Here is a 13836-nt window from a genome sequence, read left to right on the forward strand (position 1 = left end):
CCTTTCTGAAATTGGATTGAATTCTTAGGCATAACGTCACTCCTATACTTCAATACCTTGAAGTATAGGAGATAATTTAACAGTGGCTGTTAAATAGTGGTAATCAGGAATAAAAAAACCTATTTATTAATATCACTATTTTCATTACCTACTTTCGCTCAACCCCTTAATTTAAGTAATAATTTGAGTGATAATCCGTCTAATACAACAATGAATACGAGTAATGTTCTCTTAGGTCAAAATGCCTCTATAACAAACAGTAACAATTCCGTTGCAATTGGTTATGCTTCATCAGCAAAAGGGCAATCGAGTGTTGCTGAAGGTTATTCATCCAGTGCTAATGGTAATGCTGCAATAGCTATGGGGATTGCGGCAAAAAGCCAAGGTAATCAATCTGCCTCTTTTGGCTCTAATGCACAAACCAACGGTAATAGTTCATCTTCATTTGGCTCTGGTGCTACAGCAACAGGCGTTCAAACTGAAGCATTTGGATCTACAGCCAATGCTGATGGCAATGCTTCTATTGCCTTTGGTTCTAGTGCTAAAGCCACTGGGTATTCAACGACGTCTATGGGTACCAGTAGTGTCGCGAAAGGTGCATATGCAATGGCTGTGGGTACAAGTAGCCATGCTGACGGTAACTATTCAATGGCATTAGGGACTAAAGCGGCCGCTGGTGAAAAAGATATAACAATTGGTAACTATGCGACTGCATCAGGTAAACCTGGTTCTATTGCGATTGGTAATCAATCTGTTTCTACTGATGGCCAAGTATCATTTGGTAGCGATAAGATCCAGCGTCGTTTAGAGCATATTCAAGCCGGTATAGCACAAACAGATGCGGTTAACGTAAGTCAGCTACATCAAGGTATTTCACAAGCAAATAAATATACTGATACTCAAGTATCATCAACATTAAACCAAGCAAAGAGTTATACCAATACTTCAGCGGCTAACACTTTGCACCAAGCTAATGGATATACCGATGATAAAACAGCTGCAGCCGTTAAACAGGCTAACCATTATTCAGATATTGATGCTAGTAATGCCGTAAATAAAGCTGACCATTATGCGGATCAAAGTGCAGCATCAACACTCAATAAAGCCAATAATTATACTGATCAACGTTTTGGTGAACTTAGCCAAGATATAGATAAAGTACATAACGAAGCCAATGCTGGTATTGCCAGCGCGATGGCAATGAGTGCAGTGCCTTTCCGTCAAGGTTATCACTATACCGTGGGCTTAGGCGCTGCAAATTACGATAACCAATCAGCAATCGCATTAGGTGGAAAATTTGATGTTGGGAAACGAGGAATCATTACTATCGCCGCTTCTGACGACTCAGAGCATGATACGGGGATTTCTGCTGGTGTTGGTATCGGATTCTAATTGTCATCGATGTTTTACTCAGCTAATAATACTCTCTGACTAATAACCACGTCCATCCGTAAACATTATTCGGATGTACGTGGTTGCCACCACCAGCGATAAAATCGTCTTATTACAGATTGAACATCTTGTAATATTAAATACAGTGATGGAACTAATAATAAGGTCACAACGGTGGCAAATAAAATCCCAAAGGCTAATGATGTTGCCATCGGAATCACGATCTGTGCTTGTAAGCTATCTTCTAATAAAATAGGCGCTAGACCAAAAAAGGTCGTTAATGACGTTAATACAATCGCTCTAAATCGAGCACATCCTGCATCAATGACCGCTTGCTGTAAGCCAACGCCTTGCTTTAATGCTCGATTAATAAAGGTAACTAAAACTAACGAATCATTCACCACAACCCCAGCTAATGCCAAAATACCAAACACACTGAGTAAATTAAGGGTAAGCCCAGCTAAATAATGCCCAGCTATTGCGCCGATAATACCAAATGGGATCACTGACATAATAATCAGTGGCTGGCTATAAGATCGTAGTGGAATCGCCATTAGAGCGAAAATAGTAAGCAGTGCCAGTAAAGAATCACGAATTAAACTACCTTTAGTATTTTTTTCATCTTTTGCTCGACCATCTAACGCTATCTTAATATCAGGGTATTGCTGTTGAAATTTATCGAGTTTATTTGTCAAAATATCATTGTAGATATCAGAAGGTGCTGTTTGTGCTTTATCAACATTGGCAGATACAATCACAGATCGTTTTCGATCAACACGATTGATGTTGGTGTAAGAAGATTCAATATTAGCCGTAGCAACCTCTGTAAAAGGAACAAACTTGCCATTTGGTAACCTCACCTTCATGTTCTCCAAATATCCAATCGTGCTGCGTTCTTGTTGTGGATAACGCACCATGACTTTAACTTCTTCATTGTTGCGCAAAACACGCTGTGCTTCGTAACCAAAAAAAGCATAACGAACTTGGTTAGCTAACGCTGATAATGACAAGCCTAATGCTTCTCCTGCTGCGGTTAATTGTAATTTCACTTCAGGTATTGGTGATGAGAGATCATCTTTAATATTCAACGTCCCATCATACTCAGATAACAGTTGTTGCATTGCTTTCGATGCGGCAGCAAGTTCCGTTAAATTTTCGCCTTTTAAACTAAACTGTAAATCACTTTGCTTACGATCAATCGAGGCATCATAGGTGATATTTTTCACTCCGACCAAAGGTGGCATTTGTGCTTTCCATTGTTTTAATATTTCAAAGCTACTGATCGGTAACGTTTCTGTTTTATGAAGCTCGGCTAAGATAAATAAATCTTGGCGATTCGCCATATTCATATAAGCGTGTTTCACCACATTCACACCCAGCTCTTGATATATTTTGGCATCAGCTTGATACAATGCATCTTCTATTTGAGCCGCAACACGTGCGTTATTTTCATCAGAAGAAGACACGTCCATATCTACATTCACTTGAATATAATCAGATGGAAGGTTAGGGAAAAAGACCCATCGCAATTGGCCACTCACAACAAGTGCGATAGCAAGCATTAAGATGCCAGAAAAAGTCGCTAAGACACTATAGCGATGCCTCGTACACAGGGTAATAAATCGACGATAGTTATGGTTAATAAACCTATCGACTGCGCTGTTAAAACGCAATTTTAAGCGTGAAAGTAAATGAGGTGTCTTACTCGGCGGTGTTAAACGCATACGCGCTAAATGAGCAGGAAGGATAAGTTTTGATTCAATCAAAGAAAAGCTTAAACAAAGCAATACAACCCAAGCAATGGCTTTAAAAAATTCAGTTCTGGGCGCATCCGAAATAAGCATCGGGATAAACGCCGCCATCGTCGTTAAAACGCCAAATGTTGCTGGAATCGCAACGTTTTGCACGCCTTTAATAACGTTTTCGATTCTCTGGCCTTTGTCTTTTACTTCGGTATAAACACTTTCCCCCACCACTATTGCATCATCAACAACTATCCCTAGCACTAAAATAAAACCAAACAGCGAGATAAGATTAATTGATACCGCAATAAACGGTGTTGGCATAAACAAAAGCGTACCAAGAAAACAAAATGGGATCCCTAATATGACCCAAAACGCAACGCGTATATCAAGAAAAAGAGCCAGAATAACAAAGACTAATACGCCACCATATAGCATATTGGAAAGCATCATATTCAAACGCCCTTCCAAATAATGTGACATATCTCCCCATGTATCGAGATAGACACCCGAAGGTAACTGAGCTTGCTTTTTGGCTATATAGTCACTGACTTGATGTGAGATTTTAGTCGCATCTTCATCCGTTAAGTTTCGTACTTGAATAACTGCGGCTCGTTGGCGATTAAAACGATTTAAAATCCTATTTTCAACAAAACCGTCTGAAACAGTGGCTACATCTGATAATAATAATCGGCTACCGTCTGAGCGTGTGCGTAAAACAATCGATGAAAACGCATCACCGCTATACAGTTGACCATTAGTTCGAACCAATAAATCACCATCTTTGGCTTTAATAATGCCACCGGGTAAATCTATAGATCGCTGTTGAACAACATTCGCGACTTGCTCAAAGGTTAAGCTATACTTTCTTAGTGCATTTTCAGATACATCTATCGCTATTTCATAATCTTTTACGCCTGAAACGACAACATCAGAAGCACTGGTTTCGAGTAAAATATCGTCTCGAACTTGTTTAGCATATTCTTTTAATTGTCTTTCATTGAGATTGCCATAAAGCGAAATGAACATGACATTACTGGTAAATTCAGCCCGCTTGATCAACGGCGTTTCCATATTGACTGGAAACGTCGTGATGGCATCAATTTGTTGTTTGACATCATCTAGCACTTTCTCAAGATCGGCCCCTGTTTCAAGCTCTAAAGTCAATGAAGCCAAGCCTTGAGAAGCGACAGATTCAATGCGCTTAATGTTTTTTACATTATCGAGCGATTGCTCAATTTTAATGTTAATACTTTGCTCTATATCTTCAGGAGATGCGCCTGGATAACTTGCCGTGATCATAATTCGATTCAAAGCAAAAGCGGGGAAAATTTCTTTATTAATTAAACTAATAGAAAATAATCCACCTAAAATAACAAGCAGCATGAGTAAATTAGCAGCAACATGATTATGGGTAAACCAAGCAATTAATCCTTTTGCTTTCATCGCTATTCTCCCTTATTCACGACTTTAGGATTTACCACTTTTTTATCGGCAGCCATTAGTGGTGAAATATCAGGAGAATAACTATTACTCATCACCGTTGTGACTTCAGTGCCATCTATTAAACTATCAGGGCTTATTAAGGAAACTAACTCTCCATCTGTTAGCCCACCGATAATATAAGCATTTTCTGTATCTGAACGGACTACATGCACCTTTCGAGTTGTAGTTTTATTATCAGCATCAACCACAATGACCTGCTCAGATCGTACAACGTGTCGAGGTAACTTAATCACATCACTGACTTTTCTTCCTTGGATCTTTGTTGTTACGAATGTACCAAATTGCAAAATTGGTAGTGAGAAAGAAGCTGAATTATTGACGAGGGATGAATAACGGTTATAAGGATCATTAACTTCTGCGACGAGATAAATCATTCGATTATCTTTATCAATTACACCTTCATTACGCACTAACTGTGCCGCCCAATGAATAACTTTCACTTCATTATATTGAGATTCTAAGGTGATCTTTGTTGTTTCAAGACCGGGTAAATCAAGATAAGCCATAGATTGCGGCGTGATAGGTAAACGAATTTCAGCCGTTTGCGTACCATACAACTCGCCAATTAACTTACCTTTCGTAACATAACTACCGATATTGATTTCTTTAGCTGTTACTAAACTATCGAAAGGGGCACGTATTTCTGTTTTAGTCAGATTGCGTTTAGCACGCTCTACAGCAGCTTGTGCAAACTTTACATTGGCTTCTTCTTGTTTGCGTTGAGGCTCACGTAAACCAAGAGACGTTTTTTTATTCGGAGAAACATCACGTAAGATCTTTTTAGCAACTTTTCCTCGCGCAATTTCTTCTTTTAATTTCGCTTGTGCTTGCGCCAATGTCGCTTCAGCTTGGGCAAGATCGGCATGATAGTCACTATCATCTAAACGTGCTAATAACTCTCCTTTTGTAACGAATTCTCCTACAGCAAAATCAGGAGAAATGTATTTGACCGAACCCACTACTTCAGAGACAACTTCTGCTTTTTGCTTGGGTTCAACAATTCCATATGAACCTACGGTGAGTTGCACATCTTGTTTTTGTATTTTAATGACTTGTAAAACAGGAGGCTGAACTGTAACTTTTTGCTGCTCTGGGCGTTTTTTGGTATTTATCAACAATACTGACGCCACAATAAACATTGCGATAATAACCAAAGGTAGTAATCGTCTTACCATTACATGCATGCTTTTAATCCCTAATCAGCGCATTTCAATAATCAGATCTTGTTTCTATTGTAGAGCATAGATGAATGGTCAAAAGTAGAAACTGCTTGCTGATTTATACGTAATAAAGTGTGAATTTGTTCACTATGTCATTCTTATTTTTGATTATTTATACATACCATCGTTTAATCGTGTGACCTATTAGCTTTACTTTGTCTCTTACACACCAACCGATGGTAAGTGTTAACCAAAGTAATAAAAGGTCGCACTTTGCTCGTTACTCCCCCTTGAAAATCACTTTCACGCCCTTATTTCTTATTTAGAAAGACTATTTAGTTACATCGATTTACGTTTATTAAACATGTAAATCGTACATATTTAGATGGAAGTTCAACTTTTTTAGTCATGGTTAACATGTAAAATCAATTAGTTAAATAAAAGCAAAAAAAAAGATTAGAAAAACTTATTAAAATGTATTGACCGAACAATTACGGAAGCATATATTAATTACACGAACTGCCAAATGGAGTTCAAAGTGCTAATAAGATTCGCCTGATCAGGGAATGCCTTATTAGTTCTGTTTTATCGGATCACTTAATCGATCCGCTTAGTGTAAAACGACAGCTTTATATAACCTCTGTCAACACTAAGACTATTGCTTATTATTGAGGATAGTTACTATGCGTAATGTAGATTTCACTCCCCTATACCGCCACGCTATTGGTTTTGATCGTTTATTCAACCTTGTTGAAGCAAGCAGCAACAAAGCACAGGCAACCGGATACCCTCCGTACAATATCGAGCAAACTGACGAGAATAATTACCGTATTACAATGGCGGTAGCTGGTTTCTCTGAAGATCGCTTAGATCTTACTCAAAATGAAAATATGCTTGTTGTAACAGGAACTAAGGCTCCTGAAGAAAACAAGAACTTTATCTATCAAGGTATTGCTGAGCGTAACTTTGAACGTAAATTCCAACTTGCAGATTACGTAAAAGTTGTTGGTGCAAATTTAGAGAATGGTTTACTTCATATCGATTTAGAGCGTGAAGTACCTGAAGCAATGCAACCACGCAAAATTGCTATTGGTAAAGCAGCAACACTGCCAACTGAAGAGTAATTTCAACGCTATTAATTAGCCTTGAGTAGATAACATATTTAGAGCTATCACCTTTTTTCGACCTAAATTCGACGGGTTGATAGCTCACTATATTCATCCCCTATCGGGAAATCATATTTAAATTGCATTGATATTTGGCTGGAGGTAAGCGCTTCAACCAACATTATTCTTACCATTAATAAAATATCGAACATGATTCAGATAAGAATAACTAATCAATGCGATACATTGAGGAAAAGATTTATGAGTAAAATTATCGGTATTGACTTAGGTACAACTAACTCTTGTGTTTCTGTATTAGACGGTGACATGCCACGTGTTATTGAAAATGCGGAAGGCGAACGTACAACAGCTTCTGTGATCGCATATACAGATGGTGAAACCTTAGTCGGTCAACCCGCAAAACGTCAGGCGGTAACCAACCCTGAAAATACGTTATTTGCAATTAAGCGTTTAATTGGTCGTCGTTTTGAAGACGAAGAAATTCAACGTGATCTTTCTGTCATGCCATACAAAATTGTCAAAGCTGACAACGGCGATGCATGGGTAGAAGCAAAAGGTCAAAAAATGGCGGCACCTCAGGTTTCTGCTGAAGTTCTGAAAAAAATGAAGAAAACAGCAGAAGAATATTTAGGTGAAAAAGTGACAGCTGCTGTAATTACAGTACCTGCTTACTTTAATGATGCACAGCGTCAAGCAACCAAAGATGCTGGTCGTATTGCAGGGCTTGAAGTTAAACGTATTATCAATGAGCCAACAGCAGCTGCTCTAGCTTATGGTTTAGATAAAAAAGGTGGCGATCGCACAATCGCAGTGTACGACTTAGGTGGTGGTACCTTTGATATTTCTATTATCGAAATTGATAACGTTGATGGCGAACAAACCTTTGAAGTATTAGCAACCAATGGTGATACACACCTTGGTGGTGAAGATTTCGATACGCGTATGATCAACTACCTTGTTGATGAGTTTAAGAAAGATCAAGGTATTGATTTACGCAATGATCCACTTGCAATGCAGCGTGTAAAAGAAGCGGCTGAAAAAGCGAAAATTGAGCTTTCTTCTGCACAGCAAACTGATGTGAATCTCCCTTATGTGACAGCGGATGCAACAGGTCCTAAGCACATGAATGTTAAGATCACACGTGCAAAATTGGAATCACTAGTTGATGAGCTAGTACAAGGTACATTGACCCCTGTAAAATCAGCACTTAAAGACGCTAACTTGAATGTAAGTGATATCACTGACGTTATTTTAGTGGGTGGTCAAACACGTATGCCACTGGTACAAAAAACAGTTGCAGACTTCTTTGGTAAAGAACCACGTAAAGATGTTAACCCTGATGAAGCAGTTGCTATGGGTGCTGCGATTCAAGGTGGCGTATTAGCGGGTGATGTAAAAGATGTTCTTTTACTTGATGTTACTCCTCTCTCTTTTGGTATTGAAACCATGGGGGGTGTGATGACAAGTTTAATTAACAAGAACACCACAATCCCAACTAAAGCTGAGCAAGTGTTCTCAACCGCTGAAGATAACCAAAGTGCAGTAACGATCCATGTTCTCCAAGGTGAACGTAAACAAGCGATGCATAACAAATCACTTGGTCAGTTTAATCTTGAAGGTATTCAAGCTGCGCCTCGTGGCATGCCACAAATTGAGGTTACTTTTGATTTAGATGCTGACGGTATATTGAATGTATCAGCAACCGATAAGGCAACAGGTAAAGCGCAAAAGATCACGATTCAAGCATCAGGTGGTTTAACTGAGGCTGAGATTGAAAAAATGGTTCAAGAAGCTGAAGCAAATAAAGAAGCTGACATGCAATTTGAACAACTGGTCACAGCGCGTAACCAAGCAGATCAATTGATCCATAGCACACGCAAACAGTTAACTGAAGCTGGCGATAATTTACCAGCAGCAGATAAAGAAAGCGTTGAATCAGCAATCTCGGCACTTGAGAGTGTGAAATCTGGCGATGATAAAGACGCCATTGAAAAACACACTCAAGCATTGATGACTGCAGCACAAAAGCTGATGGAGCAGGCTCAAGCGAACAACCAGCATCAAGCAGAAACGCAAAATGAAGCGAAAAGCGACGATGTTGTGGACGCAGAGTTTGAAGAAGTGAAGTAATTACTCTCGATAGTTTGCTATCAGTGGTAGCATTCAATCGCAATGAATAGAGACGGGCGAAGAGATCAACATCTCTCGCCCTTTTCTACAATAACAACATGCAAAATGTAAATCTAATTTGGCTAACTATCTGTGCCTTTAATCGTTCATTACGCTTAAATCAATTATCGTTTTTGGGTATGATTAGCGGAGAATGTTCCAGATAGTTATCTCAGTTGAGATAAGAGGTGTTACCAATGTCAAAACGTGATTTTTATGAAGTTCTTGGTGTCGCCAAAACTGCATCAGAAAAAGAAATTAAAAAAGCATACAAAAAGCTCGCAATGAAGTTTCACCCAGATAAAAATCCGGATGATCCAACTGCTGCTGACAAATTTAAAGAAGTAAAAGCAGCTTACGAAATTTTAACCGACAAAGAAAAACGTGCAGCTTACGATCAATTTGGTCATGCTGCGTTTGATAACCCAGGTATGGGCGGTGGACATCATGGTGGCGGTCATCACGGTGGTTTCCAAGGTGGCGGTTACGGTGATTTTGAAGATATTTTCGGTGGTGCATTTGGTGATATGTTCTCAAATGCTCGCGGTGGTCGTGGAGGCTTTGGTAGCCGTCATTCCACTCGTCCACAAAAAGGCGAAGATCTTCAATACACCATGGAAATTGATTTAGAAGATGCGATTAATGGTGCATCTCGTGTTATTGATTTACCCGTATTTGAAGGCACGAGCCAAGTCAATAAAAAGCTGAATATCAAGATCCCTGCTGGTATTGAAGATGGTGGTCGAATTCGCTTAACTGGCAAAGGTCATCCAGGTATCAATGGTGGCCCACAAGGCGATGTATATATTCAAATGAATATTCGCCCTCATCCACGCTATACTCGCGAAGGCAATAATTTACATTGTAAAGCTACTACCGACTTTGTGACTGCAGCATTAGGTGGCAAGATTGAGGTGAATACCTTAAACGGTGCGATTAGTCTTAAGATCCCTGAAGGGACACAAAACGGCCGTAAGTTCCGTCTAAAAGGTAAAGGCGTAACCGATCGTAAAGGCAACACTGGCGATTTAATTGTCCAATTAACAATTGAAACACCACTGAACCTAAACGAGCGTCAAAAAGAGCTACTTGCAGAATTTGCTGCTGCATAAATATCATTGCTGTTCAGGTTTCCATAATGGTTCTGCTGGTAGGATAGAAGTAGACAGATACGAGGGCTATAACCAATACGGGTCTCAAATGACCTGCTGAGAAATCAGGACTTGAGCACCATGATTTGGTTATAGCTATCAACAGTATTCAGGTCACTAGAGCGTGAATGCTCAGGACATCATTATGGATAATGCGGTCCGTGACCAAAGTCATCGTAAAGCTGATTAAGAACGGAAAAGCACTCACCATTGCCGTGGTAGTGATAGATTGACTCAGCGGGCAATAATGACCTGCTGAAGTCAGTATCTTATCTAATCGCTTTTTTATATCGCGCTTTTAGTGAATAACTGTAAATTTAAAACCCTTATGACAACTATCAAACAGCTTTCCTTAGCAGTCGCAATCGCTGCATTATTTTCCTCCAGTACAGTATTTGCCACGCCTAGCAATGATGCGGCGAACACCATGCCCAATAGTGATTACTATGCGGCAACACAATACAAAGAAGCTAAAGCCCCACTCAATAACTTTGGTGCTATCGACGTAAAAGTTAGTATCCCAGAAAATGTGCAAGTGCCTCCTGCCCCAGTAGAAGCCGGCGGTGCGAATGGTATCCCTGAAACTATGGTGCAGAAGTGGGCTCAGGCCGGAGTCTTCCCACCTAATCTTGAAGCACGGGCTTTCATTTTAATCGATGCCAACACTGGACAAATTATTGCTTCCCACGATGCCAACATGCGTATGGCACCAGCCAGCACCACCAAGTTAATGCTAATGTACATTGTTGAGCAAAAACTGGCCGACGGTGTGATTTCACTAGACTCAAAGGTACAAGTGCCGGAAGTTGCATGGCGCACAGGTGGTTCAAGAATGTTCTTGAAGCCCGGCTCTTATGTTTCAGTGAAAGATCTTATTCAGGGTGTGATTGTTGAATCGGGGAATGATGCCGCTGTCACCTTGGCAAATTACGTAGCAGGCTCGCAATCTTCATTCGTTTCGATGATGAACGCGACTGCCGTTAAACTCGGCATGCACAATACCCATTTCACGACTGTCATGGGCTTGCCAGCACCAGCACATTTCTCAACCGCTTATGATCTCGGGCTGCTCGGACAGCACATCATGAACGACTACCCTCAATACTTTCATTTTTTCAGTCAAAAATATTTTGAATACAATCATATCCGCCAACCAAATTTCAACCGCTTATTGTTCACTTATCAATATGCGACAGGCATGAAAACAGGCAGTACAGAAGCTGCAGGGTACTCACTGGTAAGCTCCGCTAAGATGCCAGATAACCCAATGAAGTTAGTTGCGGTTGTGCTAGGCACACAATCACTGAATGATGTAGCAGCTCAAAGTAAGGCACTGTTCAATTACGGCTTTCGTTTCTTCAAACAAGACACTTTATATGCAGCAGACAGCAAACTTTCTGAACAACACGTTTGGGGAGGACAACAAGATAACGTCGCTTTAGGTCTAGAGAAGCCACTAACCTTGGTGCTTCCTTCAAGTATTGATGAGAAAGATCTACTAACTAAACTCCAATTTGACAGTGATATCAAAGCTCCAGTTGATAAGGGTGAAAAATTAGGCGAAATGACTGTAACTTATAAAGACAAAGTTATTAAAACCGAGCCACTTGTCGCGCTCAACAGTGTGCAGCAAGGCGGCTGGCTCACTCGCATCTGGGCAAGTATCTCAATGTATTGTCATAACTTACTAGCGTCTCACGGTCTGTAGGCTCAGAAAATTAGACTGCTCTTTGAAGGGTAAATAAAAATGACGTTGTGAAAATTGTCTTTTTATTTGCCCCTGACGAATAGTACACTCCAGTCGTAATAGCCATCATACTAATAAAGCCAATATTTTAGTCGAAATGAACAAGGTATTGGCTTTTTGTTTGGATAATCATTATGTCTACTTTTAAATCGAAACAACCCTTAGCAATACTAACGAGTATTATATTACTTAGCTTATCAACTATGGTATTTGCTAGCATCTCTGACATCAACCGCGCAGTAGAAAACAGCCGTCATTTAGAACCTGGTGAAAGTTTCTCACTCGATCAACCTTGTAAGTTATTTAATAACTACGAGCATAAAATTTATCACTGTACAGCAATGATTGGCCCATTATCACTGATTAAAGACCAAGAGTTAGATGCCATTAAAAGTGATGACGAACTACTTTATCGTGATGTTGCTTTTGTTAGAAAAGAAGACGGACAACCCGTTTTCCGTCTACTTCCACGTGAAGAAAAAACACAGACAATTTCACCTAACGCTCCATCAGAGCAGTCAGCCAAAAAGCAATTATCTCATGTTGGGTTTCTTGCTAAATAGCAATAACTCCCCTCACTAACCTCAATGAATCACTGTTTTATTAAGTACCTTAATTTCTGTTATAATGCGTTAAAAGCAACTCATTATTTTAAAATGCAGTTAGATTAATTTTCTAACTGCTTATTTTTAGTTCGCTTATAGAAATTCATTATGTGTTTTAAGCCCCACCACTTAAAATACTCGCCCAATGATTAACATCGTTATTATGTTCTATTCGAGCTTGATATATAAAACATGATTGAAGCAAAAATTGAAAACTGGGGACTCAAACGCGTTGAACGTTATCTACCGATAACTCAGGGTCTGTTCCATACGGTAAATGATAAAAAACTATGCCAATTATGCGTTGCGCTTTCTTTTTTTATTGGATTCATCACTACCTTTTTTATCGTTTCTTTCGAAATCTATTTAGAGTTACTAGGTGAAAACTGGTTAGCCTTAGATAACCTGTTAAGACTCGCAGTCATTAATATTGTCTTTATTGGCTTGGAGTTATTTTTACTGTTTGAAGTTGGATTTATTACGACAGCTATTCTTATCAACCGTGCGTCAGCTAAATACCAGTTTTGTGGTAAAATGAAAGCGTCATTAGTGCGTGCGGTTATGGAGCTTTCTGAGCCTGTTGAGAATATTCACGGTATAAAACCGTATAAACAGTTTAGTAAATTTCGCTATATTAAAGTTGCCTTATATACTGGTAAAGACATACTTAGCAACTTTATTATCAAGGCATTACTTCAAAAATCGATATCACGCAGTAGTGTTCGCGTATACATTCCACTGGTTTCTACCTTAATCACCGGTTTTTGGGACGCATGGGTACAACAAAAGGCCCTTAGCGAAGTGCGATTACGTATTTCAGCACGCGTGTATGTACTTAACCAGTTGGCAGAACTTGAAGCTAAAGAGATGAGCCAAGCTTACATTATCGCACTACTTCGCTTAATTGCGGTAAGACAAAGCTACAAGCAAGAGTGTGACGTCAATTTGGAGTTCTTCTATGATCAACTACATAAGAAGAAACAATGTCTAATAACAGAGCTTGAGTCTGTTGATTTGCTACTAGCAAGCGTTGATGCGTTAACAGTTGATGAAAAAGCAGAGCTCACAGTGATGACCGAGTACTTGTTCTATTTCAGACGCTCTCCGAACCGTATTGAAAAACAGTTGCTGTGCAAGCTTGGGGTACTTAAAGCCACTAAGCGTAATCCTCTACTTTGCTAAACACACCACAATAAAAGCCGCCTTTAATATATTCCATGATTTAATATTAAAGGCG

9 protein-coding genes are annotated in these 13836 nt (G+C 39.5%); 7 read left to right on the forward strand and 2 right to left on the reverse strand.

Features of this window, described 5'->3' with window-relative positions; translation table 11 throughout:
- Positions 1–183: 183 nt before the first annotated feature.
- Complete coding sequence (locus I3259_RS13950; protein ID WP_238030165.1) at positions 184–1392, forward strand: YadA-like family protein; 1209 nt, start codon at positions 184–186, stop codon at positions 1390–1392.
- Between the two features lie 65 nt (positions 1393–1457).
- Here the strand turns inward: I3259_RS13950 and I3259_RS13955 are convergent, their stop codons facing one another.
- Positions 1458–4580: an efflux RND transporter permease subunit gene (locus I3259_RS13955; protein WP_238030166.1), complete on the reverse strand. Its 3123-nt coding sequence runs from the start codon at positions 4578–4580 to the stop codon at positions 1458–1460.
- A 2-nt stretch (positions 4581–4582) separates the two neighbouring features.
- Positions 4583–5824 carry an efflux RND transporter periplasmic adaptor subunit gene (locus tag I3259_RS13960; protein ID WP_238030167.1) on the reverse strand — a complete coding sequence of 414 codons (1242 nt, stop codon included), beginning with the start codon at positions 5822–5824 and terminating at the stop codon, positions 4583–4585.
- A gap of 659 nt (positions 5825–6483) precedes the next feature.
- On the opposite strand from I3259_RS13960, the gene I3259_RS13965 reads away from it, so the two are divergent.
- The 6 genes from I3259_RS13965 to I3259_RS13990 all read left to right on the forward strand — a co-directional run bounded on the left by I3259_RS13965 (position 6484) and on the right by I3259_RS13990 (position 13781).
- Complete coding sequence (locus tag I3259_RS13965) at positions 6484–6924, forward strand: Hsp20 family protein (RefSeq protein WP_006644850.1); 441 nt, start codon at positions 6484–6486, stop codon at positions 6922–6924.
- Positions 6925–7167: 243 nt separating this feature from the next.
- Positions 7168–9057 carry a molecular chaperone DnaK gene (gene dnaK, locus I3259_RS13970; RefSeq protein ID WP_238030168.1) on the forward strand — a complete coding sequence of 630 codons (1890 nt, stop codon included), beginning with the start codon at positions 7168–7170 and terminating at the stop codon, positions 9055–9057.
- A gap of 236 nt (positions 9058–9293) precedes the next feature.
- Positions 9294–10208, forward strand: coding sequence for a DnaJ C-terminal domain-containing protein (locus tag I3259_RS13975; protein ID WP_238030169.1), 915 nt, complete (start codon positions 9294–9296; stop codon positions 10206–10208).
- Positions 10209–10575: 367 nt separating this feature from the next.
- Entirely contained in the window at positions 10576–11955 is a 1380-nt protein-coding gene (locus tag I3259_RS13980) for a D-alanyl-D-alanine carboxypeptidase family protein (RefSeq protein ID WP_238030170.1), read from the forward strand.
- 173 nt (positions 11956–12128) lie between these two features.
- Positions 12129–12557 carry a hypothetical protein gene (locus tag I3259_RS13985; protein ID WP_238030171.1) on the forward strand — a complete coding sequence of 143 codons (429 nt, stop codon included), beginning with the start codon at positions 12129–12131 and terminating at the stop codon, positions 12555–12557.
- Positions 12558–12791: 234 nt separating this feature from the next.
- Positions 12792–13781, forward strand: a complete 990-nt coding sequence (locus tag I3259_RS13990; protein WP_238030172.1) for a hypothetical protein — start codon at positions 12792–12794, stop codon at positions 13779–13781.
- Positions 13782–13836: the final 55 nt, after the last annotated feature.

This window comes from Photobacterium sp. Ph5 (assembly GCF_022129445.1).
Classification (GTDB): domain Bacteria; phylum Pseudomonadota; class Gammaproteobacteria; order Enterobacterales; family Vibrionaceae; genus Photobacterium.